Source organism: Sporosarcina sp. USHLN248 (genome assembly GCF_037144575.1).
GTDB lineage: Bacteria > Bacillota > Bacilli > Bacillales_A > Planococcaceae > Sporosarcina > Sporosarcina contaminans.
Genome location: NZ_JBBCZC010000047.1, coordinates 1 through 25,011, shown reverse-complemented (window position 1 = coordinate 25,011; position 25,011 = coordinate 1). Strand labels below are relative to the sequence as shown.

The 25,011-nt window shown below is 41.3% G+C and carries 20 protein-coding genes, 1 tRNA gene and 1 other annotated feature; of the genes, 14 read left to right on the top strand and 7 right to left on the bottom strand.

The genetic code is table 11. The features are described 5' to 3' along the window. Nucleotides 1–131: 131 nt before the first annotated feature. Nucleotides 132–1,628 (bottom strand): catalase, encoded by a 1,497-nt coding sequence (locus WFH04_RS15675; protein ID WP_336824994.1) that lies wholly within the window; start codon nt 1,626–1,628, stop codon nt 132–134. A 378-nt stretch (nt 1,629–2,006) separates the two neighbouring features. Next, entirely contained in the window at nt 2,007–2,582 is a 576-nt protein-coding gene (gene def, locus WFH04_RS15670) for a peptide deformylase (RefSeq protein WP_336824993.1), read from the bottom strand. Nucleotides 2,583–3,027: 445 nt separating this feature from the next. Here def and WFH04_RS15665 point away from each other — a divergent pair, with 445 nt between their 5' ends. Genes WFH04_RS15665 through cydC form a run of 4 tightly spaced genes read left to right on the top strand, consistent with a single transcriptional unit; the run spans nt 3,028 to nt 8,882 of the window. Then, on the top strand, nt 3,028–4,431 hold the full coding sequence (locus tag WFH04_RS15665) for a cytochrome ubiquinol oxidase subunit I (protein ID WP_336824992.1): 1,404 nt from the start codon (nt 3,028–3,030) through the stop codon (nt 4,429–4,431). Next, on the top strand, nt 4,418–5,434 hold the full coding sequence (gene cydB / locus WFH04_RS15660) for a cytochrome d ubiquinol oxidase subunit II (RefSeq protein WP_336824991.1): 1,017 nt from the start codon (nt 4,418–4,420) through the stop codon (nt 5,432–5,434). The genes WFH04_RS15665 and cydB overlap by 14 nt, the downstream gene beginning before the upstream one ends. Then, on the top strand, nt 5,434–7,158 hold the full coding sequence (cydD, locus tag WFH04_RS15655; protein WP_336824995.1) for a thiol reductant ABC exporter subunit CydD: 1,725 nt from the start codon (nt 5,434–5,436) through the stop codon (nt 7,156–7,158). The genes cydB and cydD overlap by 1 nt, the downstream gene beginning before the upstream one ends. Then, nucleotides 7,155–8,882, top strand: a complete 1,728-nt coding sequence (gene cydC / locus WFH04_RS15650) for a thiol reductant ABC exporter subunit CydC (protein ID WP_336824990.1) — start codon at nt 7,155–7,157, stop codon at nt 8,880–8,882. The genes cydD and cydC overlap by 4 nt, the downstream gene beginning before the upstream one ends. A gap of 163 nt (nt 8,883–9,045) precedes the next feature. On the opposite strand, the gene WFH04_RS15645 is transcribed toward cydC, so the two are convergent. Together WFH04_RS15645 and asd are read right to left on the bottom strand one after the other, a co-directional pair. Next, nucleotides 9,046–9,531 carry a DedA family protein gene (locus WFH04_RS15645; protein ID WP_336824989.1) on the bottom strand — a complete coding sequence of 162 codons (486 nt, stop codon included), beginning with the start codon at nt 9,529–9,531 and terminating at the stop codon, nt 9,046–9,048. A gap of 97 nt (nt 9,532–9,628) precedes the next feature. Further along, complete coding sequence (gene asd / locus WFH04_RS15640) at nt 9,629–10,408, bottom strand: archaetidylserine decarboxylase (RefSeq protein ID WP_336824988.1); 780 nt, start codon at nt 10,406–10,408, stop codon at nt 9,629–9,631. 168 nt (nt 10,409–10,576) lie between these two features. On the opposite strand from asd, the gene pssA reads away from it, so the two are divergent. The 4 genes from pssA (at nt 10,577) to recQ (ending at nt 14,618) form a co-directional block, all read left to right on the top strand. Continuing rightward, nucleotides 10,577–11,110, top strand: a complete 534-nt coding sequence (gene pssA, locus WFH04_RS15635) for a CDP-diacylglycerol--serine O-phosphatidyltransferase (RefSeq protein ID WP_336824987.1) — start codon at nt 10,577–10,579, stop codon at nt 11,108–11,110. Nucleotides 11,111–11,243: 133 nt separating this feature from the next. Beyond that, nucleotides 11,244–11,334, top strand: a tRNA-Ser gene (locus WFH04_RS15630). Between the two features lie 1,038 nt (nt 11,335–12,372). Further along, complete coding sequence (locus WFH04_RS15625; RefSeq protein WP_336824986.1) at nt 12,373–12,561, top strand: hypothetical protein; 189 nt, start codon at nt 12,373–12,375, stop codon at nt 12,559–12,561. A gap of 278 nt (nt 12,562–12,839) precedes the next feature. Continuing rightward, nucleotides 12,840–14,618 carry a DNA helicase RecQ gene (recQ, locus tag WFH04_RS15620; RefSeq protein ID WP_336824985.1) on the top strand — a complete coding sequence of 593 codons (1,779 nt, stop codon included), beginning with the start codon at nt 12,840–12,842 and terminating at the stop codon, nt 14,616–14,618. 68 nt (nt 14,619–14,686) lie between these two features. Here recQ and WFH04_RS15615 read toward each other — a convergent pair whose 3' ends face one another. Then, complete coding sequence (locus WFH04_RS15615; RefSeq protein ID WP_336824984.1) at nt 14,687–15,847, bottom strand: MFS transporter; 1,161 nt, start codon at nt 15,845–15,847, stop codon at nt 14,687–14,689. A 164-nt stretch (nt 15,848–16,011) separates the two neighbouring features. On the opposite strand from WFH04_RS15615, the gene WFH04_RS15610 reads away from it, so the two are divergent. Together WFH04_RS15610 and WFH04_RS15605 are read left to right on the top strand one after the other, a co-directional pair. Continuing rightward, complete coding sequence (locus tag WFH04_RS15610) at nt 16,012–16,998, top strand: diaminopimelate dehydrogenase (protein ID WP_336824983.1); 987 nt, start codon at nt 16,012–16,014, stop codon at nt 16,996–16,998. Nucleotides 16,999–17,157: 159 nt separating this feature from the next. Beyond that, nucleotides 17,158–18,219: a M42 family metallopeptidase gene (locus WFH04_RS15605; RefSeq protein ID WP_381482102.1), complete on the top strand. Its 1,062-nt coding sequence runs from the start codon at nt 17,158–17,160 to the stop codon at nt 18,217–18,219. 48 nt (nt 18,220–18,267) lie between these two features. Here WFH04_RS15605 and WFH04_RS15600 read toward each other — a convergent pair whose 3' ends face one another. Beyond that, entirely contained in the window at nt 18,268–18,390 is a 123-nt protein-coding gene (locus WFH04_RS15600; protein ID WP_336824981.1) for a hypothetical protein, read from the bottom strand. Nucleotides 18,391–18,940: 550 nt separating this feature from the next. On the opposite strand from WFH04_RS15600, the gene argF reads away from it, so the two are divergent. Beyond that, entirely contained in the window at nt 18,941–19,918 is a 978-nt protein-coding gene (gene argF, locus WFH04_RS15595) for an ornithine carbamoyltransferase (RefSeq protein WP_336824980.1), read from the top strand. 123 nt (nt 19,919–20,041) lie between these two features. Here argF and sspI read toward each other — a convergent pair whose 3' ends face one another. Next, nucleotides 20,042–20,254: a small acid-soluble spore protein SspI gene (gene sspI, locus WFH04_RS15590; RefSeq protein WP_336824979.1), complete on the bottom strand. Its 213-nt coding sequence runs from the start codon at nt 20,252–20,254 to the stop codon at nt 20,042–20,044. A gap of 91 nt (nt 20,255–20,345) precedes the next feature. On the opposite strand from sspI, the gene WFH04_RS15585 reads away from it, so the two are divergent. The 3 genes from WFH04_RS15585 to pheT all read left to right on the top strand — a co-directional run bounded on the left by WFH04_RS15585 (nt 20,346) and on the right by pheT (nt 24,896). After that, nucleotides 20,346–21,110, top strand: a complete 765-nt coding sequence (locus WFH04_RS15585) for a TrmH family RNA methyltransferase (protein WP_336824978.1) — start codon at nt 20,346–20,348, stop codon at nt 21,108–21,110. Between the two features lie 49 nt (nt 21,111–21,159). Next, nucleotides 21,160–21,393: a binding site (T-box leader), on the top strand. Nucleotides 21,394–21,434: 41 nt separating this feature from the next. After that, nucleotides 21,435–22,472 carry a phenylalanine--tRNA ligase subunit alpha gene (gene pheS, locus WFH04_RS15580; protein ID WP_336824977.1) on the top strand — a complete coding sequence of 346 codons (1,038 nt, stop codon included), beginning with the start codon at nt 21,435–21,437 and terminating at the stop codon, nt 22,470–22,472. Nucleotides 22,473–22,484: 12 nt separating this feature from the next. Next, nucleotides 22,485–24,896 carry a phenylalanine--tRNA ligase subunit beta gene (pheT, locus tag WFH04_RS15575; protein ID WP_336824976.1) on the top strand — a complete coding sequence of 804 codons (2,412 nt, stop codon included), beginning with the start codon at nt 22,485–22,487 and terminating at the stop codon, nt 24,894–24,896. The last annotated feature ends 115 nt before the right edge of the window (nt 24,897–25,011 follow it).

The following is a 25,011-nucleotide window of genomic DNA, read 5'->3' as shown; positions in this document are numbered from 1 at the left end:
CTAACTCTAGTCGCCATTAAAAAAACACCTCCGAATTGATTTCATAAGGTTCAATACCCTATTTTCAACGAAAGGTGTTTTTATTTGTCTCATTTTCTTAGGTCAGTTCCGCGATGTCCTTGACGTTTTTTTTATTTGACTAATTCTTCGATTTGCACTTCGCTCATTGGAATGCCCAATGCAGCTGCTACGCCTTCGCCATATGCTGGATCTGCAAGGAAGCAGTGGCGGATATGCTTGATTTTAATTTCTTTTGGCGCGTCACCCATATTGCGGGCAGTATTGCCGAATAGAGCTTCTTTTTGTTCGATGCTCATTAAGTTGAATAGTTTGCCAGGTTGTGTGAAGTAGTCATCGTCATCTTCACGGAAGTCCCATTGAGTAGCGTCGCCATTAATTTTTAGTGGTGGCTCTTTAAATTCAGGCTGCTCTCTCCATTCGCCAAAGCTGTTTGGTTCATAAGATGTTCTTGCCCCGTGGTTGCCGTCTACACGCATTGCACCGTCGCGGTGGAAGCTGTGGAATGGGCATTTAGGTGCGTTTACCGGAATTTGGTGATGGTTGACACCAAGGCGGTAACGTTGTGCATCACCGTATGAGAATAAACGTGCTTGAAGCATTTTATCAGGTGAGAAACCGATTCCTGGAACGATTGCTGCAGGTGTGAAAGCGGCTTGTTCCACTTCTGCAAAATAGTTTTCAGGGTTTCTGTTTAATTCGAACTCACCTACTTCGATAAGTGGGAAATCTTTTTTATACCAAACCTTTGTAAGGTCAAATGGGTTATAAGGCATGTTGTTTGCTTGTTCTTCTGTCATTACTTGGATGTACATTTTCCATTTCGGGAAGTCACCGTTGTCGATGCTGTTCAATAGGTCGCGTTGATGTGTTTCACGGTCTGTTCCGATCAACTCAGTCGCTTGCTCATCCGTTAAGTTTTCAATTCCTTGTTGGGAACGGAAATGGAATTTCACCCATACACGTTCGTTGTCAGCATTAATCATGCTGTACGTATGGCTACCGAAACCATGCATATGACGATACGATTTTGGAATGCCCCGGTCACTCATAACGATTGTAATTTGGTGCAATGCTTCCGGTAGGGAAGTCCAAAAATCCCAGTTATTCGTTGCGCTTCTCATGTTTGTGCGTGGATCTCGTTTTACAGCATGGTTTAAATCTGGGAATTGCATCGGATCTCTGAAAAAGAAAACGGGTGTATTATTTCCTACAAGATCCCAGTTGCCTTCTTCCGTATAGAATTTAAGAGCAAAACCGCGAATATCACGTTCAGCATCAGCCGCTCCACGTTCGCCAGCTACAGTAGAGAAGCGTGCAAACATTTCGGTTTTCTTGCCGACTTCAGAGAAGATTTTTGCTTTCGTATATTTTGTAATGTCGTTTGTAACTGTAAAAGTTCCATATGCACCAGAACCTTTCGCATGCATACGGCGCTCAGGTATTACTTCACGATCAAAATGAGCTAATTTCTCGATTAGCCAAACGTCTTGCAAAAGGACAGGACCTCTTGGACCAGCTGTCATGGAGTTTTGGTTATCTACAACTGGTGCACCTGCAGCGGTTGTAAGTCTTGGTTTTTGTTGAGAATGATTCTCATTATTTTTCATTGATAATACCTCCTGATTTATATGTTAATGAACCTTCCATGAACACTATAGCACAGCTGTTTAATAAAAAACAAGCTTATTTATAATAATTATTGATAAAGAATTTCTATCTTGTAGTTATAAGTCGTTTTATCAGATAACTTCAAGAAGAATGTCGTAAATTGTCGAGGTGGAAAAAACGAAAGATGTTAAGTATTCCGGGGGGTAGCTGTGTGAAAAAATGCTGTGCACTTTTACATCCTTTTATGGAACTCAATTGTTCAATTTACTATATCAGAGTCCGCGGGGGTGTCTGCTGAAATGATAAAGGGCTATGCTCAAAAATCATTTCTCATGACTTTTATGCATAGCCCTAATCTTCAACATTTACATAAACGTTTATGATAAGCTTCTACAGTTTTCCGGTAGTTTAAAAGGGTTTTCTTTGTTAATACGCTCATAAAACATTATTCCATTTAAATGATCAATTTCATGTTGAATTACAATAGAAGGATAGCCTTGAAGTTCAACTACAACTGTTTCTCCTTCTATATTATATCCTTTCACTTTAATCCTTTCATATCTTGGGACAAATCCATTTATTTCCCGATCAACAGAAAGACAGCCTTCGCTTGGCGGTAAATATATCATTGAAACTGAATGACTAATTATTTTTGGATTAATAAGCGTATATTCATGCTCCTTACCTTTCTCATCCGTTAAGTAAGCTACGAACATACGCTTATTCAACCCGATTTGGTTTGCTGATAAGCCAACTCCTGCACGCAATTTATATTTTTGCGATAAAAAAAGATCCTGACTGTTTTTCAAGAAGTTCATCATACATATTAACGTTTCTTTATCTTCTTTAGATAAAGGTATCGTCACTTCTTGTGTTGGTCGATGTAAAATTTTATTGCCATCTCTGACAATATCCTTCATCGTTAACAAATAATTCGAATGAAATTTACTCATAGGTAAAACACTACCTTTACTTTTGGTATTTTGAACATTTGAAAGCAGTGATTGTGTGAAGTCCTATTTATTATATTCTCTATTTCTCGTTATTTTCACTGTCTACACTTTTGAACATACTGCTTTTGGTTAACTACAATTCTTTCAGCAGTTTTTTCGTATTCTATTTTAAAACTTTACTATACGATATTGGACATTATTATAACAACCGCATGTCATATGTCAATAACTACAGGGAGTTCTCAAATGTTTACAGGACGGTTTTGGATATTTGTAGGATTGGCTTTCAATCGCTGCAACTAATTGTGTCCAAACCTTTACTAATTGGTGACTTTCCGTACATAAGTTTGCTGTTTTGTAACAGGAAGTCCGCAAATTGTTCACGAACTTCTTCTCAATACCAGATAGAGTTATAGGTAAGAGAAGAGGAAGGGTGAATGAATGTATGGAAGAAGTCTTATTAGCGAGAATCCAGTTCGCTTCCACAACGTTATTCCATTTCATATTCGTACCATTGTCGATCGGATTGGCATTAATTATCGCCATCATGCAAACGATGTACGTCGTGAAAAAGGAAGAGATCTACATGAAAATGACGAAGTTCTGGAGCGTCTTTTTCCTTATCAATTTTGCCATTGGTGTAGTGACAGGAATTTTGCAGGAATTTCAATTTGGCATGAATTGGTCTCAATACTCCCGGTTCGTAGGGGATGTTTTCGGGGCTCCTTTGGCAATTGAAGCATTATTGGCTTTTTTCCTTGAATCGACTTTCATTGGTATTTGGATCTTTGGCCGTGATAAATTGCCGAAGAAATTACATCTGTTCTCCATATGGATGGTATCGATAGGGACGATACTTTCGGCATTTTGGATTTTGGCAGCTAATTCATTTATGCAAAACCCGGTAGGCTACACATTGCAAAATGGCCGTGCTGAGATGAATGATATCATTGCCTTACTGACAAATGAAAAACTGTGGGTCGCTTTTCCACATACCGTTTTCGGCAGTTTCGCAACAGGTGCCTTTTTCATAGTCGGTGTTAGCGCATGGTATTTATTGAAAAAACGGGATGTTGATTTTTTCAAACGTTCAATGACCGTTGCGATGGTCGTAGGTTTGCTATCAAGCTTCGGCTTAGCTTTTTCGGGCCACTCTCAAGCACAATATTTAATGCATGCCCAGCCGATGAAAATGGCAGCTGCTGAAGCGCTTTGGGAAGATAGCGGAGATCCGGCGGCTTGGACCTTGTTTGCAAAGATTGACGTGGAAAATAGGGAGAGCCATGGAAGAATTGATATTCCTTATCTATTAAGTTACCTAACATACAATAAATTTTCTGGAAAAGTGGAAGGCATGAATACACTTGAACAGAAAATGATCGAGCAACATGGAGAGGGCAACTATGTTCCTCCGGTGAAAACAACATTTTGGAGCTTCCGTATTATGGCGGCTACCGGAGGCGTCTTAGTGGGGATTAGCTTACTTGGCTTGTTCCTAATCATGCGGAAAAAAATAAAAAATAGTAAATGGTTTTTGCGTATCTTAATACCGGTCATTTTCTTTCCTTTCATCGGAAACTCGTTCGGTTGGATTATGTCCGAAATTGGGCGACAGCCGTGGGTTGTCAACGGATTGATGAAAACAGCAGATGCCGTTTCTCCGAATGTATCGGCTGGCCAGATTTTATTTTCACTCATTTCATTTTCGACAATTTATACGATCCTCGGAATTATTATGGTCGTGCTATTTGTAAAAGTCATTCAGCGCGGCCCCAATGAAAAGATAGAAGAGGATGTTTCGGCGACGGATCCATTTGAGATGGGAGGCGTTGAGCATGCAGTTAAGTGAAATTTGGTTTTTATTGATCGCGATTCTTTTCGTAGGATTCATCTTTTTGGAAGGCTTTGATTTTGGAGTTGGAATGAGTACAAGGCTATTGGCGAAAAATGATTTGGAAAAACGCATTTTAATGAATACAATCGGGCCTGTTTGGGATGCCAATGAAGTTTGGCTTATTACGGCAGGTGGAGCGATGTTTGCTGCGTTCCCGCATTGGTATGCAACGTTGTTCAGTGGGTACTATTTACCTTTCGTGTTCCTTCTACTGGCGCTCATTGTAAGAGGAGTTGCATTTGAATTCAGAGGCAAAATGGAATCCGTGAGATGGAAAAGAATTTGGGACGGGGCAATTTTCATAGGCAGTGCACTGCCTCCGTTCCTTTTCGGAGTATTATTCACAAGTTTGATCCGCGGGCTGCCGATTGATGCGGATATGAATATGCACGCCGGATTTTTCGATATTGTGAACGTCTATACTGTAATCGGTGGATTGACGTTCGTTGCTCTCTCTTATTTGCACGGTTTACTGTTCATCACAATGAAAACAGTCGGTGAGCTTAGGGAAAGAGCGCATAATGCGACACGGAAGACTTATTTGGTGACTGGTGTACTGCTCGTACTATTCATTGGCATGACCGCAATTGAAACGGAAGCATTTACGATACATCGTGGCATACTATTGCTGGTATATGCGGTAGGCGTTTTGCTTTTTGCTGCACTGTTTTTCTTCTTGAAAAAGAAAAAGGAAGGGCTCAGTTTCACGATGACAGGTCTTTTACTCTCCTTGATCATGTCTTCTTTTTTCATTACATTGTTCCCGAATGTCATGATCAGTTCTATTGATCCGACTTATCATATGTCTATCCATGAGGCTGCCTCCGGAGAATATTCACTTCGCGTCATGACAATTGTGGCGGGCACAATGATACCGATTGTAATGGCCTATACAATTTGGAGCTATTATGTATTCCGGAAACGCCTCACGGGTGAAAAGGAGCATTTGGAATATTGATGGATAAACAATTGCTTCATTATAAGGGAAGCCGTTCGGTAATCGTTTGGATCGGGGTACTGACAGCGCTGCAATCAGTAGCGATCCTATACCAGGCAATCTACCTATCGAAAGCAATTACGCAAATGTTCTTAGGAGATGGGTGGTCTTCTGTGTCCGTCTCCTTTGCCTTGTTTGCTGCGGCGCATGTTTGCAGGCATTTACTGCAATGGATGAAGGAAAGAATAGCTGGCCGATTTGCTGAGCGTACAGCGCTCGAACTGCAACAGCAATTGATCCAAAAGATTTTCGGTTTAGGCCCCCGCCGGGCGGTTGGTAAATACGGCTCGGGAAACTTAGTGACACTCTCCCTAGAAGGCGTGCCGAAATTTAAAAAATATATTGAGCTTCTTATTCCAAGAGGACTTTCAATGGCTTTAACGCCAATTGTCATTTTGATTTATACATTTACATTGGATATCACTTCCGGTGTTACTTTGCTGCTCGTCATGCCGATTTTAATTGTTTTCTTAGTGCTCATTGGCCTCGTTACAAAAAAGCGGACAGATGCACAAATGGAAACGTACCAATTGCTATCGAGCCATTTCGTCGATTCGCTAAGAGGGCTTGTAACGCTAAAGTATTTAGGCAGAAGCAAATCGCATGAAAAAGCGATTGCCACAGTAAGTAGAAAATACCGCATTGCAACGAACCGATCGTTGCGTTATGCATTCCTTTCTGCGTTTTCTTTGGATTTCTTTTCAAGCTTGTCCGTCGCGGTAGTTGCCGTTCAATTAGGATTGCAATTAATCGAAGGAAATATGGCGCTTTTCCCAGCATTAACGATTTTAATATTGGCCCCTGAATACTTTTTGCCAGTGAGAGAGCTTGGAAATGATTTTCATGCAACGACGGATGGCAAAGAAGCTGCCGAGCAAATTCAGGGAATTTTGCAGGAGGAAACAATTGATGCTAATGACGCTCCTACATTGGAAGACTGGTCTGCAACGAGCAAATTAAAGTTGTCTGGGATCCAATATAGTTCAGAGGAAGGTCAGAAACTGTTGAGTGATATCAATATGTCTGTGACAGGCTATACGAAAGTTGGCGTAGTCGGAAGCTCGGGGGCGGGAAAATCGACATTGATTGATCTTTTATCAGGGTTTGCAGTTCCACAAACTGGCAAAATCACGATCGATGGCAACGAAGTGGATCATTTATTCATCCCTGACTGGCAACGTCAACTGACGTATATTCCTCAACATCCAACGATTCTGTCGGACAGTATAGAAGCAAATATAAAGCTTTATTCGCCTATGGCGACTGATGAGGAAGTTGAAAATGCAGTGCATAAAGCTGGTCTTTCTCGATTAGTGGCTTCGTTTCCTAACGGCTTAAAAGAAAAAATCGGGCAAGGGGGAAGAGTGTTAAGCGGCGGGGAAGAGCAGAGGGTAGCTGTCGCAAGGGCAATGCTACAGGAACGTCCTATTCTTTTATTGGACGAACCGACCGCCCATCTTGATATTGAAACTGAGCATGATTTGAAAGAGTTGCTCTTGCCCCTAATGGAAAATAAACTGCTGTTTTTCGCAACACACCGTCTTCATTGGATGAAGCAAATGGATAGGATCATTGTCATGATGGATGGCGGTATTGCAGAAGTTGGGACGCATGATGAATTGCTGAAAGCGGGCGGCGTTTATACGAAACTTGTCCAAGCGCATCGAAAGGGGATGTCAGGATGAACAATGTACAAACTTATATCGTTCCCTATATGAAGAAATATAAGAAATTGATGGCTACGACAGTTTTATTAGGTCTATTAGCGATTCTGTCTGCGGCTATGTTGACATTTACGTCAGGATTTCTTATTTCAAAGACATCCCTTCGGCCGGAGACAATTTTATTAGTATATGTACCAATCGTCGCAGTGCGCGCTTTCGGTATTTCTCGTGCTGTGCTCCGCTATTTAGAGCGACTTGTCAGCCATGATGCGGTGCTTAAAATATTATCCGATATGCGAGTTGCACTTTATCGGGCTTTAGAGCCGCAGGCGCTGTTCATTCGTTCACGGTTCAAAACGGGCGACCTATTAGGAACGCTGTCCGATGATATTGAACATTTGCAAGATGTGTATATTCGAACGGTTTTTCCAACTTTAATCGGTCTATTTTTATTTGCGTTTGCCATCGTGACATTGTCGATTTTTGACTGGCTGTTCGGCCTGTTTTTAGCGATCTGCTTAGGCATTATCGTTTTTGTCTATCCGATGTTGTCATTGAACATTATGAAGAAGAGACAGCTTCAGGCAAAGGAATTGCATAGTATGTTATATGCCACGTTAACGGATGCGATCTTTGGCATTCGAGATTGGATTAGTAGTGGCAGAACGAATGAGTTGAGCAGCAATTTCATGAAGGCGAGCAAAGAAAGCTTTCATGCGAAACGAAAATTGACAGAGTATGATCAATTTCGTACATTCCAAATGCAATTGATTTCCGCGGCAATTGTTATTATTGTCGGAGTATGGGCAGGATTGAAAGCAGGTGAAGGCGTTATAATGCCAGTTTACATTGCGGCGTTTACATTAGTAGTGATTCCAATTGTAGAAGCGCTCATGCCCATTTCTCACGCGGTAGAGAGGATTCCTCATTATGACGAGTCTTTGAAGCGTTTGGAAGCAATCGATCAGCATAGTCCTGAGGTGCAAACAGAACAAGAGGAAAATAAGCTGTTGCGATCGATTGATATTCGTTTGGACAGCGTCTCTTATCGCTACTCGAATGAACAAGCAGACGCTGTTCATAATATTTCTTTGTCAATTCCTCAAGGACGGAAAATCGCTATTTTAGGGAAAAGTGGAGCAGGTAAATCTACACTTATGCAGCTGCTTTTAGGTACTTTGCAGCCAACAAATGGAAAGATAACGCTAAATGGGAAAGAGGCAGCTTTAAGAGGTGATTGTATTTTCGATCAGATTGGCGTATTGGAGCAAAAACCTTATTTATTTGCCACGACTGTCGCAAACAATATAAAGCTTGGCAATGCTTCCGCAACTATGGAAGAGATTGAAAAGGTTATCGGGCAAGTCGGCTTAACAAGGTATATGCAATCATTGCCAAAAGGCTTGCATACACAAATGGAAGAAACCGGGCAGCGTTTTTCCGGGGGAGAGCGGCAACGCATTGCGCTGTCTCGAATCCTATTAAAAGATACTCCTGTCGTTATTTTGGATGAACCGACAGTCGGCTTGGATCCAGAGACGGAAAATGCTTTAATTGAGACGATCTTTGATGCACTTGCTGGAAAAACAATCATTTGGATTACACATCATCTTTCTGGCATGGAAAAAATGGATAGCATTCTTTTCATGGAAGAAGGATCGATTGTTATGGAAGGTTCGCATGATGAGTTGTTAGCAATGAATACACGATATCGAAAGCTATATGAGTTAGATAAAGGCTTATAATAAAGGATACGACCGAGAGTGTCTGCCAATAAAAGTTGTGCAGCAAAGTACTGTATTAAAATGACGTATGTTGAAGTTTGATTTGTTTTAAGGTTTTCTGTATATCCACAAAAATAAAGTTGCTGCCAAATGTCTAAAAAACTTTGTCAGCAACTTTTTAATTTCAAAAAGGAAATTTGATGAAATAGCCTATGGATAGACAAATAATAGAAGAGATAAACGTACCAATCGCGGCAAACAGCAAGTATGTTTTCATCTCCATGTTAGCTGTGCCCGATAAATAACAAACGATATGCCGCATGCCCGGTACGAAATAGCCGATCGTAACCGTCAAAGCACCGTATTTTTCAAAGTATCGTTCGACAATTTTCAACCTTTTTGGTGAAAGACTAATCCATTTGCCATATTTCTGAATAAGTGGCTTACCAATTTTCCTTCCTAACGTATAGGTGAATATGGTGCCTGTCATAACACCTAAAATTGTAAGAATCATGGCGATGAAATAATTAAACGTGCCAATTGCTGAAAGATGGCCGATAAACGCGACGATAATTTCGTCGGGCACTGGCAAGCCGAATATGCCAAGTGCTAAAAAAATAAAGGTGGAAAAGTATCCATAATGGACGATCAATTCTTGAAGCTGTAACATTTTCATTCCCCATCTGTTTGTAATCTCGTAGTAAACATCTTTTGGATGTGTAATGCACATCTTTTATTCAGAAAGCAATCAGAAAGCATGAAGTTCACTATACACTCCATTCTCCGACTGCCTGCCCCAATTTCACTTCCGTATTTGCGGAAATTAAAGGTGTAAATGAGTCATTACGCTCCATAAACAAAATGACGGTCGATCCGAAAGAAAAATATCCGAAATCCTCGCCTTTTTTACATTCCTTCGATGAATCGTTTATATGGATACTATTGACGTTCAAAGCACCGACTTTGACGACAGCAATTCTTCCGAAAGAAGTCATCATTTCGGAAATGAGACGGTAGTTCGTTGCAAAAGGTTTATTGCCTAAGCGCAAACCTAAATCATTTACCGGAAATGAGGTCGTGCCTAATGCATATCTTGATAGCAATTCACCGTCTATCGGGTAATGAAAATGATGATAATGGCTTGGAGAAAGGTAAAAAATGAAAAAAAATCCGTTTTTATAAGGGATTGCCCTCTTTTCATCCCCAAAAATATCTTTTATACTATATAGATGGTCCTTAATTTTAAATGATTGGTTAGGGCCGATTTTTTCAGCGGCGCTCACAAAGCCATCGACCGGAGAAATGATAATATTGCTTCTTTCATCAATATGGCGGGAACCTTTTTTCAAGTTGCGCGTAAAATATGCTTGAAGGCTGTCATAATATGCCACCGGAAATTCTGCTTCATCTTGATTGATGCGGTATGTTTTTGCGAAAGGCCTAATCAGCTTGCGGCTGAAGCGTGAGCGGGTGATAAATTGCAACATCGATGAAGACACTGGATGACCAGTCAATTCGACGAAATAGTTGAATAGCGCTTTTTTCATGACATCATTCTCCAATGCTTAAATATCCGAATTGGATAAGTATAATGAAGTACAAATAGTTTTAGAACTTCCGTATACGATAATAGCTGATTTGTCGATATTTATCTACCATATTATAGACAGAAACTGTCATGCAACATAAATAAAATATAGAATGGAGGGAATCTTATGTTTTTATCGAGATATTTTGATTATACGAAGTTAAAAGGACAAATGGCGAATGCAATTACATTGCTGAATCTCAGCTTCGGAATTATTGCTATTATTCTTATTGCGAAAGAACTTAGTCATATGAGCCTTGTTTTTATTTTCTTGGCGGCTTTGTTTGACCGGTTTGACGGCCTCGTTGCAAGACGCTTCCATTGTGAATCCTTATTCGGGAAAGAATTGGACTCGCTAAGCGACCTCGTATCGTTTGGTGTAGCACCGGCGTTATTGATTTACATGACTGATTTATCGTCGATGCTTTGGGTCGGGATCGGAGCGACCGTTTTCTACATTCTATCTGGTGCTGTTCGTCTCGCACGTTACAATGTAAAAGAGTTTGACGGATCTTTCTATGGCCTTCCAATTACAGTCGCTGGCGTTATATTGGCATTATGTTATTTCTTAAGCCCTTATATGGCAGCTCCTTATTTCGTTATCATCATGGTCGTATTAGGCATCATGATGGTGAGCAATTTCAGGATCGCAAAAATATAAATATGCGAGGTGGTCACTGTCGTGGAAAGTACAAGCATCTTTCCCGACAGCTTGATCATTTCATATCTTTTTTCAAATTAAAAACTTTACAGGATCGATTGAAATTTTATATAATAAATTTTGTGATCCATACGGAGATGTACCCAAGAGGCTGAAGGGGACTGACTCGAAATCAGTTAGGGCGTTCACGCGCCGCGGGGGTTCAAATCCTCTCATCTCCGCCATACATATTCAAGCTTTGATATGACAACCTTTCTGAAAGTACTAGCATACTTTTGGCATAAAAGGGTTGTCATTTTGTTTTAAAATGCACAATTTGCGCTGGTCGTCAGTCGATTTCAGCTTTGTTTTCATGATCCTCAAGTCTTATAAAAACAGCAGCTGTAAACAAACGTTTGGAATGTTTCAGGCGAATTAATGATTGTCAATCCATTTTTCACCTGTAATTTTTTCAAATAGTTCTGCTGACTTACTATTTGTTAATTGTGCGTATTTTGCTTTCACCTTCTATAATAAGTTCCACTTTATCTTAGTCTGGACTAATCCATAGGTCATAAATTAACTTTTTTGAACCAGATTCTTCATTTTCCTTTAAATAGAATTTGTAATGTGGATAGCTTGCCATTTCTACTTTTGAATTTTCCCATCTAATGTCACTACGTATTTCTTTGATTTTTTGTATTTCATGATCATTAGTTATTTCTTTGATATGTTCATATTTATCTCTTCTCCTAAACGTTTTTCTACTATAATCTTTAATTCCTTATTCTGTTCTATAATCCCATTTTTCTCATTTTCAATTCAATTGGAACACCCTGCAATAAGAATTGACAATACACTAATACATGCAATGAACTGTTTGTAATGTTTCAGTACGGTCACTCCTCGCATAAAATTTGACGAGTATTATTTAGAGAATTTTCGGAGAGTTGCTTGCATGTATAAATCACAATGCCCTTAATATAATAGTCAATTCTTGCTCGCCTGGGAGTGGAACTTTCGGATAGGTTATCGATTGTAAGCAGCATTCAGGAACATCCAGCATAAATTATCAAATTGTAAATAATACGCCTGCTGCATAGGTTGGTTATATTAGGGAAGAGGCTAAAAAAATTCTGCAACGCTCTCATATAGGTAACTAATAGGGTTTGAACTCGGAATTGTGTACCGGGATCAGACCTTTTGCATTCTTCACCGAAACATTTCATTTTCTTTGGATGAACTGCCGCCTCTCTGTTATTCTATAAGAAGGAATGATGTAAATGTCCGGACCATCTTCAAAGCAATTGCAAGCTTATCCCGCAATCCATAAGGGCAGACTTTCCGGTGCTTTCAGCAAGATGGAACTGCTGTTCGACTATTTGCAAATATATAAACTGCTAACCGTACCGCCGATGAGCGGATCGATTTTTGGAAAACGAGAGCAATTGGCCATGGAGATGCGGAATTAGAAGGTTTACATAAGGAAATTACAGCCTAGCCTATTGAAACGATCGTCGACTGACAAAGGACGATGATTTACAGCGCGTCAATTTGAAAAATGTAAAGAAGTATGGGGGCTAAGCCCATCTGTGCTACGGGAGTTTTATGCAACGATAGAAGTGAGTGAATTCCTTAGCAGGGAAGAAGTACGTTTGTTGTTAGAGTAAAGCCCGCACCGCTTTTTGGTGCTTTTTTCTTTGAGTATTTCGTTAGACAGACGCTATTACAAAATCTATTAAAAAAAGAGGTGATTTCAATCGAACGTGCATTATCTGTTCTCTCATCCTATTTTGGTTTTTCTTCATTCCGAACAGGTCAGGAAAATGCTATCCGCAACGTTTTGAATGGAAAGGACACGCTCTGTGTCATGCCAACTGGGGGCGGGAAGTCAATATGCTATCAAGTGCCTGCCCTCATAATGGAGGGAACTGTATTAGTCGTTTCTCCCCTTATTTCATTAATGAAAGACCAAGTGGATGCTCTCCATCAAGTCGGTATTCCAGCTGCTTATATTAATAGCACGTTATCCAGTGAGGAGTATTTTGGTACGTTGGAAAATGCGCAAGCAGGTATGTATCGGCTGTTATACGTTGCTCCTGAACGTTTCGAGTCCCCTTCCTTCATTCAACAGCTCAGCAAAATGGAAATACCGATGATCGCAATTGATGAGGCGCACTGTATTTCCCAATGGGGACATGATTTCAGGCCGAGCTATCGGATGATGAGCAAAGTGATTGGAGCATTTGAGAAAAAACCGATAGTCCTTGCGTTGACCGCGACTGCAACCCCAGCAGTGCGTGATGATATATGTGAACAGCTTCGCATTGATCCGGAACATACCGTAATGACCGGCTTCGAACGAAGTAACTTAACCTTTTCTGTCATTAAAGGACAAGACCGGGAAAAATATGTGAAAGATTATGTAAAGAAAAATGAAGGGGAAGCTGGTATTATTTATGCGGCTACCCGCAAAGCGGTCGATCAGTTGTATACCGTCCTGAAAAAAAGTGGAACGCCTGTTGCAAAATATCATGCGGGGCTTTCTGATATGGAACGTCAATCTGAGCAGGACCGATTTTTGATGGATGAGGCAAAAGTGATGATTGCAACGAATGCATTTGGAATGGGCATTGATAAATCGAATATTCGCTATGTGATCCATTATCAAATGCCAAAAAATATGGAGAGCTATTATCAAGAAGCGGGGCGCGCAGGAAGAGACGGACTGGATAGTGAATGCACATTGCTTTTTTCTTCGCAGGATGTGTTAACCCAACGTTTTTTAATTGATCAATCGCAGGAAAGCAATCGTATTCCTGCCGAGCTTGAAAAATTACAGTCAATGGTAGATTACTGCCATACGGAATCATGCTTGCAAAAATTCATCATTTCTTATTTCGGAGAAACAGACTTGGAAGATTGCGGAAAATGTGCAAATTGCACAGATACGAGAGAAGCTTTTGAAGTAACAGTAGACGTACAAAAGGTGCTATCTTGCGTCATCCGCATGGGTCAGCGCTTCGGTAAGACGATGATTGCGCAAGTACTGACTGGCTCCCGCAATAAAAAAGTGTTAGAATTTAACTTTGATCAGCTGTCGACATACGGTTTAATGAAAGACCGTAATACGAAGGAAGTCTCCGATTTCATTGAATTCATCATTTCCGAAAATTATTTAGGTGTAGAAAATGGACAGTTTCCTATAATATATGTAACGGAACAAGGAAAAGATGTGTTAACTAATAAAGTGAAAGTATTCCGAAAAGGATCAGTTGAAACGAAGCAAATAACGAAGGAAGATCCGCTGTTCAATCAACTCCGTGCCCTTCGTATGCGCATGGCACAGGAGGCTGGAGTTCCACCATTCGTTGTTTTCTCCGATAAATCGTTGCATGACATGGTTGTGAAAATGCCGAAAACCGAAGAGGAATTTTTACAGGTGAACGGCGTTGGAGCAGCTAAATTGGAAAGGTATGGAGAAGCATTCATAGAAGAAATAAAATCTTTTGCAGCTCAGTCTGTGTAGCAAGACTGATTGTCCGCATAATCGAAAAAGCAGAGATGGAGCATATCGCCCGATCTCTGCTTTCTATTTTATTTTGATGGATCAGTTAGCTGCAAATTCCTTTTCATCCCGAAAACCGTATAAAGGGCAACCACCAACAATACGATACCTGTTACGATAAATCCACCGTTATAGGATAGATCCAAATAGCCGATAATACTTGAGCCTACAACGACTCCGATTGAAAAGAACGCATAAAAATAACCATATGCTTTGCCGCGGAATTCTGGAGATGAAGAATCGATCAGCAAAGAGTTGATGGATGGGAATAAAAAGGCAAAGCCAACCCCGTATAATGCCATTGCGAAGTATAATAAGCTCATTTCATCAGCTTGGCTTAAAAACAGCATGCTGACGCCCATTACGGAAATGCCGAAAGCCAAGGTGAGCATCGGCCGCGCCTTATCAAAAATCCGATTGATCGGCAAAAGAAAAATTAATATAGCAACGATTCCAAAAGTGCTCAGCAACATGCCACTCGTTTTCGTATCAAACCCCAAACCTTCTACTTTTAAAGGCAATACAAGCGCTAAAACACCTTGAGAAAACATTAGGAAGAATGCTCCAGCGAACGCACGAACCATACCTGGACTCTTGAATAAATACCGGACTCTGAAGTTTTTAGAATCGGCCTCCTGCTTTTTCTTTGCTACTGTAAACGAACGGAGTAAAAAGAACGCAAAAATAGCTAAAATAAGCATAATGGCTCCGTTGACAGCCATAATGAAGGGGGCGCCTGTTTTTGCAGCGACGATGCCGCTATATGCTGGCCCAATAATTGCCGCTGATCCAACGAAAGCTCCTGAAATAGCGACGCTTCTGCCACGCTTGGATTCCTTTGCACGATTCGCCAAAAAAGTAAACGCTGCTGGAACAATTAATCCTTCCATAAAGCCGTGGACTAATCTCACTATGAGCAAGGAGAGTGGATCATTCGCAAGCATATAGCAAAATAGTGAAAAGGCTGAGGCGAAAAGCCCGATCAATAGAACGATGAAAGGACCTCTCTTATCTGTTAAAAAGCCCGATATGACATTGCCGATCGTATTGGAAAACGAATACATGCCAACGACTAGGCCTGTTACGAAAGAGGAGGCACCTAAAGAAAGGGCTAAAGGACTCATAATGGGCAGCTGTGAAAACAGATCGAAAAATGAGAAAAAGACAATAAGATAAACAAAAATACGCATCGTAAAGCCCCATTTCAATTAATATACACTTCTTCTACTTTATCATGTTCTATGATTTAGGGAAAAGAAAGAGTCTGAACAGAAACAGAAATTATGGCAATCTGTCATCTATCAATATAGAATGAAAAATAGGCAATTAATTTCAGTTGAAGGATGTGGTTCGCATGGTAAGGAAAATAAAAATCGGAATTGTCGGATATGGAAATTTAGGAAGAGGCGTAGAATCAGCAATTGCACAAAATGATGATTTAACAATTGTTGGTGTATTCACAAGACGAGCCCCTGACCAGCTCCAATTATTGAATACCGATATACCGATCATCCCTTATGATGATATTTTACAGTACAAGGAAAAAGTAGATGTTTTAATTCTATGCGGCGGGTCGAAGGATGATTTACCGAAACAAGGCCCAAATCTTGCCGCACATTTTAACACAGTCGATAGTTTTGATACACATGCGAAAATCCCTGAGTATTTTGAGGCAGTGGATGCTTCCGCTATGCCGAATGGAAAAACAGCAGTCATTTCCGTCGGATGGGATCCAGGACTATTTTCTCTGAACCGTCTTTTCGGTGAAGCAATTCTTCCAGAAGGGGCAACCTACACGTTTTGGGGAAAGGGTTTAAGCCAAGGTCATTCGGATGCAGTTCGTAGAATCGAAGGTGTTAAAGGAGCCGTTCAATATACAATCCCGGTGGAAGAAGCAGTCGATAAAGTACGGAGCGGAAAACTGCCGGAATTAACGACGAGAGAGAAGCATACGAGGGAGTGCTATGTTGTTTTGGAAGAAGGGGCTGTTGCAAAAACAGTTGAGCAAGCAATCAAAACGATGCCGGATTATTTTGCCGATTACGATACGACCGTACATTTTATTACGGAAGACGAGCTGTCGCGTAATCATAGTGCGATGCCTCATGGCGGATTCGTTATCCGGAGCGGTAAAACAGGAGAATCAAACAACCAAGTGATGGAATATTCTCTGAAATTGGAGAGCAATCCCGAATTCACTTCAAGCGTTTTGGTCGCCTATGCAAGGGCTGCTTATCGTCTAAACGAACGTGGCGATACAGGCGCTAAAACAGTGTTTGATATTGCACCCGGACTGCTTTCCCCGAAATCACCAAGCGCATTGCGAAAAGAAATACTATAACGTATTCATCAGAGTGATGAAGCTATTCTAAAAAGACATGACTCCATTGGAATGAAAGATTGAAAATGCTTTCAAAACGAAATTTATTCAATTATAATGAAACCTGTAGAAATTATTTAGGAGGTCGAAATAGTGCCGAAAAATGACGAAACACTTACAATGTTGAAAGACTTAACGGATGCGAAAGGCATTCCGGGAAATGAACGCGAACCTCGTGAAGTAATGAAAAAATATATCGAGCCATTCGCCGATGAAATTGATTATGATGGGTTAGGCTCCCTTATTGCTAAGAAAACAGGTGATCAAAACGGACCAAAAGTAATGATTGCTGGCCATTTGGATGAAGTTGGTTTCATGATCACGAAAATTGATGATAAAGGTTTCCTTTCATTCCAAACAGTCGGTGGCTGGTGGTCACAAGTTATGTTAGCGCAGCGTGTGACGATTGTTACACGCAAGGGTGATACAATTACAGGTATTATCGGATCAAAACCACCGCATATTCTATCTCCTGAAGCACGCAAAAAACCGGTGGACATTAAAGACATGTTCATTGATATTGGCGCAACTTCTAAAGAAGAGGCAATGGGGTGGGGCGTGCTGCCAGGCGACATGGTCGTACCGTATTTTGAATTCACAGTGATGAATAACGAAAAATATTTATTGGCAAAAGCTTGGGATAACCGTATTGGTTGCGCAATCGCGATCGATGTCATGAAGGCGTTAAAAGATGAAAATCATCCGAACATCGTATTTGGAGTAGGGGCTGTCCAAGAGGAAGTCGGCTTACGTGGAGCGAAAACAGCTGCTATGAAAATTCAACCGGATATCGGTTTTGCAGTTGACGTAGGCGTTGCTGGTGACACACCAGGAATAACTGCAAAAGAATCAACAAGCAAAATGGGCGATGGTCCACAAATCCTCCTTTACGATGCTTCTATGGTATCCCATAAAGGACTGCGCGATCTTGTCGTCGATACAGCTGAAGAGCATGGCATCCCATATCAATTTGAAGCAATGCCTGGGGGAGGAACAGACGCTGGATCGATCCATTTAAGCGGAAACGGAGTACCTTCATTAGCAATCTGTGTTGCAACACGCTATATTCACTCACATGCAGCAATGCTTCATAGAGACGACTACGAAAATGCAGTGAAGCTTATCGTAGAAGTCATTAAAAAATTAGACAAAGACACAGTCCACGAAATTAAGTTTGCATAATATCGAAAAACCGCATCTTTTAAAGGTGCGGTTTTTCGTTTACTTGATTCAATTAAGAAATAACGCATAATCCACTGTTTCAAACGCATAAATGACACTTTCGGCGCATAATACGATGGATCCAATGCATAAATGAATTGCGCCGCTCATAATCCACTGTTTCAAACGCATAAATGACACTCTCAGCGCATAACACCATGGTTCCAATGCATAAATGAATTGCGCTGCGCATAATCCACTGTTTCAAACGCATAAATGACACTCTCGGTGCATAATACGATGGATCCAATGCATAAATGAATTGCGCCGCGCATAATCCACTGTTTCAAACGCATAAATGACACTCTCAGCGCATAACACCATGGATCCAATGCATAAATGAATTGCACCGCGCATAATCCACTGTTTCAAACGCATAAATGACACTCTCGGCGCATAATACCATGGATCCAATGCATAAATGAATTGCACCGCGCATATCTCAACACTTCGATCGCATAACTGCATCATTCCACGCATAAATAGTCGTCTGACGCATAACTACCTCTTCACCCCTATAAATCCAATAAACTACGCAATTCCACGTTCTCGATTCACCTTTCTTCAATACTCTCATCCTAATAATCAAATAAATACACGAATTTATAATAATTCATTTGACTTTATATTTATGCAATCATATAATGTTTTATACAAACTTAAACAGGACGGTGATGATGGTATGATAAAACTCCCTTTATCTGCATTGAACATAGAAGAGAAGATTGAGAAGAGTTTGAAGGGAAGAGATTTTTTAACGTTATTGGATTTTACAACAGAAGAGATAACGTATTTATTGCATAAAGCGTATGTTATGAAACAAGAAGCAACAAAAGGGAACTTGCCCCCCGCATTGGCGGGAAAAACTTTAGGAATGATTTTTGAAAAGCATTCAACACGTACACGTATTTCTTTCGAAGTAGGCATGATTCAATTAGGTGGTCACGCGATGTTCATGAATGCAAAAGACTTGCAAATCGGACGTGGTGAGTCTGTATATGATACAGGTCATGTTCTTTCAGAATACTTGGATGGTGTAATGATTCGAGCCAATTCCCATGAAATGGTGAAAGAATTGGCAAAACATACGTCAGTTCCTGTTATAAATGGATTGACGGATTTATTTCATCCTTGCCAAGCGATGGCGGATTTATTAACGATGATTGAATGTAAGGGAGCAATTGCAGGATTGAAATTGGCCTATGTCGGAGATGGCAATAATGTCGCGCATTCGCTAATAATTGGTGCGGCACATATGGGGATGCACGTTGCAGTAGCGACACCGGCAGGCTATGAATGCAACGGAGAAATCGTTGTAAAAGCAAAGGAACTTGCGTCTCATAACGGAGGAAGCATAGTCGAAACAAATGATCCAATTGAAGCTGTGATAGATGCTGATATCGTTTATACAGATGTATGGACTAGTATGGGGCAGGAAGATGAAACTGAAAAACGTTTGCAGGATTTTGCAGGTTTCCAAATTAATGACGAATTGATTGTCCATGCAAAGCCGGACTTCGTATTTTTGCATTGCTTGCCAGCTCATCGTGAAGAAGAAGTTTCGGCATCAGTAATTGACGGGCCGAATTCATTTGTATTTCAGCAGGCCGGAAATCGTCTGCATGCGCAAAAAGCGATTCTTGCTGCAGTAATTGAATGATTTAGATAAGCCTTTTTATGTGCATGAAAAGGCGGAATCTTCGGAGTTAGGTATGATAATCGTTTTATTGACACATAAAACATTAAAAGCCACCATATTCTCAGGTGGCTTCTTTTTAAAACTTTAGCGTCCGGAGAAGGCTTGTGCCAATTCTCCTGTGATTTTTGTTCTTTCTTGCTCATCTGCGCTATTCCACAGTTTTTCGAAAAAGACGCCGAGACCAGGCAATAGATGTTCTTCGCCACGTTGAATCGCATCGTCCACTACATTTCTAATATCTTCGGCCGAGTTGTTCGTCATATTGGCCGTGATTGCATCCCGAATTTGAAAATTCATGTAGATCAACCTCCTACTATTATTTTGTACAAAACATCGCCAACTATACCGCCATTTGTTACACTGAAAAGAAAAAGGAAGTCAACTGAACATGAAAAGAATTGAATCTGCACAAAATGGACTCGTTAAGCATTGGAAAAAGCTTGCGACTTCTAAAAAAGATCGTGACAAATCAAATGAGTATATTGTAGAAGGGTTTCATCTGATTGAAGAAGCGATGAAGGAAAAAGGTAGTTTGCTTCATTTAATAATCCGCGAAGATGTCCAATTACCGATTGACTGGGATGTCTCCAACATAGTCACCATTGAAGTGACGAGGGCAATTGCAAAAGAATTGTCGGAAACAGAGCAGTCTCAAGGCGTATTTGCCCATTGTAAGCAATCTACTTATTCCGAAGAGAAGATCGAAGGATGGAGAAAGTACTTATTCATCGACTCGGTACAAGATCCAGGAAATGTCGGAACGATGATACGGACAGCAGATGCAGCAGGGTTGGACGCTGTTATTTTAGGAAAAGGTTCAGCTGATCCGTATAATCCAAAAACGATCCGTTCAGCGCAAGGCTCTCATTTCCATATACCGATTGTCAAAGGCGATTTGATGGAGTGGTGCGGTCGCATGAAATCAAAAAAAATTCCTGTTGTTGGAACAGGTCTGAAGCAAGCTGAAAATTATCATTCGATCAAGCGATGTGAGCAATTTGCGCTTATTGTAGGAAATGAAGGAAGCGGAGTCGCGTCAGAATTGTTGGAACAAACGGATAAAGTTGTAAAGATCCCATTGCATGGTAAGGCGGAATCATTAAACGTGGCCGTAGCAACGGGCATATTATTGTATACTTTAATTGAACCCTAAGTTGAACAATTATTTTGTTTCGGGTATACTACTGTAGTATATAAATTATTGAAATGCGATGATCGGGAAAAGTAGACAATTTGCGAACCGACAGGAAATCGGCACCAAGACTGAGAGTGCCGAAAAGGTGAGAAATTGTTGAAGTTCACCCCGTTAGCAGCCGCCAGGACCAACATGCTGTTGTAAAGGTGCGCCGGTAGAGGGCCGTTATTCCAAATGAAGTGATTATGCGCTATTTGCATAATAATCAGGGTGGTACCGCGAACTCGTCCTCGTCCCTTTTTTAGGGGGCGGGGATTTTTTATTGATGAAAGGAGAATAGGCATGGAAGAACAGTTGAAAGAATTGAAAGAACAAGCCCTTGCGAAAATCAAGGAAGCGACAAATGTAAAAGAATTGAATGAAGTGCGCGTTGCTTATTTAGGTAAGAAAGGTCCGATTACGGATCTTTTAAAAGGCATGGGAAAACTGCCTGCAGAAGAACGCCCTAAAATGGGTGCACTCGTTAACGTCATTCGAGAAACCGTAACAGAAGTGCTTGAAGAACGTATGGCAAAGCTTGAAGAAGAGGCGATCAATGAGCAGCTGTCTAAAGAAGCAATTGACGTAACATTGCCTGGACGCCCTGCACGCACTGGCAATCACCATCCGCTAACACGAGTTGTTGAGGAAATTGAAGACTTCTTTATTAGCATGGGGTATGAAATCGCAGAAGGCCCGGAAGTTGAAAAGGATTATTATAACTTTGAGGCGCTTAACCTGCCGAAAGGCCATCCTGCCCGTGATATGCAAGATTCGTTCTATATTTCGGAAGAAGTGCTGCTGCGTACACATACTTCACCTGTTCAAGCACGGACAATGGAGGCGAAGGGCGGAGAGTCAATCAAAATTATTTGCCCTGGAAAAGTGTATCGCCGCGACAATGATGACGCGACACATTCTCACCAATTCACGCAAATTGAAGGTCTTGTCGTCGGTGAAGATATTCGCATGAGCGATTTGAAAGGAACTTTGGATTTATTTGCAAAAAAAATGTTTGGTGCAGATCGTGAAATCCGTTTGCGCCCGAGCTTCTTCCCATTCACAGAACCTTCCGTTGAAATGGATATTTCCTGTTTCAAATGTGGGGGAGATGGCTGCAATGTTTGTAAAAAAACAGGGTGGATCGAAATTTTGGGAGCGGGCATGGTGCATCCGAATGTCTTGAAAATGGCTGGCTATGACCCGGAAACCGTTTCGGGATTCGCATTCGGAATGGGGCCTGAGCGGATCGCAATGTTGAAATATGGAGTGGAAGATATCCGTCAATTCTATACGAATGATGTACGGTTCATATCACAATTCCACCGGACGGAAGCGTAAGGAGGAGAATCCATGTTAGTATCTACAAAATGGTTAAATGAATATGTCAATATTAAAGGGATCGATCCAGCTGAGTTGGCGGAAAAAATCACTCGTTCCGGGATTGAAGTAGATTCCATTATCCACCGCGGAGAAGGGCTCTCCAATATTGTCGTCGGCTATGTAAAGGAATGCATCAAGCATCCTGAAGCAGACAAGTTAAATATTTGCCAAGTGGATGTCGGAGAAGAGACGACACAAATCATTTGCGGTGCACCGAATGTAGCGGAAGGCCAAAAAGTGATCGTTGCCCGCCCGGGTGCTGTACTCCCTGGAGGCATAAAAATTAAAAAAGCGAAACTGCGCGGAGAAGAATCGAATGGCATGATCTGTTCATTGCAAGAGCTTGGCATTGAAGGAAAGTTAGTGCCAAAAGCATATGCTGAAGGCATTTATGTATTGCCTCAAGATGCTGTGCCCGGTGAAGATGCATTGCCGCTAATTGGATTAGATGATACAGTGTTGGAATTCGATTTGACGCCAAACCGTTCCGATGCTTTAAGCATGTTAGGCGTTGCATATGAAGTCGGTGCGATTTTATCCCAAGGCATTGCCCTTCCGAACATTTCTTTCAAGGAAGCAGATGAAAAAGCTGGAGAATTGTTGAAGCTTCGTGTAGAGGCTGCCAATGACAATCCGATGTACGTTGCCAAAGTGGTAAAGAATGTAAAAGTGGAAGAATCACCTTTATGGTTGCAAAATTACTTGATGGCTGCAGGTGTTCGACCGCATAATAACGTCGTCGATATTACGAATTATGTCCTTATGGAATATGGTCAACCGTTGCACGCATTCGATTATGATCGGATTGGTACGGGTGAAATCGTTGTTCGTCATGCTGAAGAAGGCGAGAAAATCACGACTTTGGATGACACGGAACGCACGTTAAAAGCGCATAACTTAGTCATTACAAATGGCAAGGAACCTATAGCGCTGGCAGGTGTTATGGGCGGCGCGAATTCCGAAGTGCATGATGGAACGACAACGGTCGTTATTGAATCAGCTTATTTTGCGCCATCATCTGTCCGTACAACATCGAAGGAAGTTGGATTGCGCAGTGATGCGAGTACTCGATTTGAAAAAGGCGTAGACCCGAACCGAGTGGCTGATGCAGCAGAGCGTGCAGCGCAAATGATGGCTGAAATTGCAGGCGGGGAAGTATTATCCGGTTCGGTCATTTTTGATCAGTTGGATAAAACAGCGGAGCGCATTACGATTTCGCCGGATTATATTAATAGCCGTTTAGGCATGAAAATATCTATGGATGAAATGTTATCGATTTTGGAGCGTCTTCAAATACCTACAGATGCGGTGAACGGCCAGCTTGTCATAGATGCACCGACGCGCAGGCAAGATTTGCGTATTAAAGAAGATATCATTGAAGAAATTGCGAGAATGCACGGCTATGATGAAATTCCAAAAACATTACCTGTCTCAGAATCTATCCCTGGCGGATTAACACCTTACCAAGCGAAACGACGTATCGCGCGCCAATTCCTTGAAGGAGCAGGTTTGTATCAAGCAATTACGTATTCGTTGACATCGAAAGCTCAATCTCAAGCTTTCGCACTTGAAACGGCACCAGTGACGGAGCTTCTCATGCCGATGAGTGAAGAACGCAGTGTATTGCGTCAAAGTTTGATCCCGCATTTATTGGAAGCAGTCACATATAATGTAGCCCGTCGGATCGATTCAGTCGCGTTATATGAAACAGGCTCCGTTTTCTTAGGAACAGAAGAGGATGGCTTGCCAAAAGAAGTAGAACATCTATCAGTGGTCATTACCGGCAAATGGGTTGACCAACCATGGCAAGGTGAAACGAAAAAGGTGGACTTCTTCGTAGTAAAGGGCATTGTCGAAGGTCTAATGGATCGTTTAGGTCTTGCACATCTTGTTGCATTTGAACAAGCGGTTATTGATGGTATGCATCCGGGCCGCACAGCGAGCATCTTGCTGGATGGAGAACGTGTCGGTTTAATCGGTCAAATTCATCCGACTGAGCAGAAAAAACGCGATTTGAAAGAAACGTATGTGATGGAGATGAACTTATCAAAAGTGCTATCAGTCGAAACTGAAGAGCTATTGTATCAACCAGTCCCTCGATTCCCAGCGATTTCAAGAGATATTGCACTCGTTGTAGCGAGCGAAACATCTGCCGGAACGCTTGCACAAATTATTCGTCAAGCAGGTGGCAAGCTGTTGAAAGATGTGAAACTGTTTGACTTGTATGAAGGGGATAATGTTGAGGACGGCAAGAAATCGATTGCTTTCTCTTTAACATACTTCGACCCTGAACGGACTCTAACGGATGAAGAAGTTGTTAAAGCGCATGAAAAAGTGCTATCTGCTTTAACGAATGAAGCGGGAGCTCAATTAAGAGGATAAAAATAAGGTTCTAAATCAAATGTTGGGGTGATGTGATTTGCACGTCACCCTTTTACTTAGATACCGCTGAGTAATGTTGATTTGCGCTACAGGGCGGACGCTTTCCGCCGGCATG

Excerpts from the sequence above, each read along its gene's own strand:
- WFH04_RS15675 (WP_336824994.1), bottom strand. The coding sequence starts at position 1,628 with ATGAAAAATAATGAGAATCATTCTCAACAAAAACCAAGACTTACAACC.
- def (WP_336824993.1), bottom strand. The coding sequence starts at position 2,582 with ATGAGTAAATTTCATTCGAATTATTTGTTAACGATGAAGGATATTGTC.
- WFH04_RS15665 (WP_336824992.1), top strand. The coding sequence starts at position 3,028 with ATGGAAGAAGTCTTATTAGCGAGAATCCAGTTCGCTTCCACAACGTTA.
- cydB (WP_336824991.1), top strand. The coding sequence starts at position 4,418 with ATGCAGTTAAGTGAAATTTGGTTTTTATTGATCGCGATTCTTTTCGTA.
- cydD (WP_336824995.1), top strand. The coding sequence starts at position 5,434 with ATGGATAAACAATTGCTTCATTATAAGGGAAGCCGTTCGGTAATCGTT.
- cydC (WP_336824990.1), top strand. The coding sequence starts at position 7,155 with ATGAACAATGTACAAACTTATATCGTTCCCTATATGAAGAAATATAAG.
- WFH04_RS15645 (WP_336824989.1), bottom strand. The coding sequence starts at position 9,531 with ATGTTACAGCTTCAAGAATTGATCGTCCATTATGGATACTTTTCCACC.
- asd (WP_336824988.1), bottom strand. The coding sequence starts at position 10,408 with ATGAAAAAAGCGCTATTCAACTATTTCGTCGAATTGACTGGTCATCCA.
- pssA (WP_336824987.1), top strand. The coding sequence starts at position 10,577 with ATGTTTTTATCGAGATATTTTGATTATACGAAGTTAAAAGGACAAATG.
- WFH04_RS15625 (WP_336824986.1), top strand. The coding sequence starts at position 12,373 with ATGTCCGGACCATCTTCAAAGCAATTGCAAGCTTATCCCGCAATCCAT.
- WFH04_RS15615 (WP_336824984.1), bottom strand. The coding sequence starts at position 15,847 with ATGCGTATTTTTGTTTATCTTATTGTCTTTTTCTCATTTTTCGATCTG.
- WFH04_RS15610 (WP_336824983.1), top strand. The coding sequence starts at position 16,012 with ATGGTAAGGAAAATAAAAATCGGAATTGTCGGATATGGAAATTTAGGA.
- WFH04_RS15605 (WP_381482102.1), top strand. The coding sequence starts at position 17,158 with ATGTTGAAAGACTTAACGGATGCGAAAGGCATTCCGGGAAATGAACGC.
- WFH04_RS15600 (WP_336824981.1), bottom strand. The coding sequence starts at position 18,390 with ATGCGTTTGAAACAGTGGATTATGAGCGGCGCAATTCATTTATGCATT.
- argF (WP_336824980.1), top strand. The coding sequence starts at position 18,941 with ATGATAAAACTCCCTTTATCTGCATTGAACATAGAAGAGAAGATTGAG.
- sspI (WP_336824979.1), bottom strand. The coding sequence starts at position 20,254 with ATGAATTTTCAAATTCGGGATGCAATCACGGCCAATATGACGAACAAC.
- WFH04_RS15585 (WP_336824978.1), top strand. The coding sequence starts at position 20,346 with ATGAAAAGAATTGAATCTGCACAAAATGGACTCGTTAAGCATTGGAAA.
- pheS (WP_336824977.1), top strand. The coding sequence starts at position 21,435 with ATGGAAGAACAGTTGAAAGAATTGAAAGAACAAGCCCTTGCGAAAATC.
- pheT (WP_336824976.1), top strand. The coding sequence starts at position 22,485 with ATGTTAGTATCTACAAAATGGTTAAATGAATATGTCAATATTAAAGGG.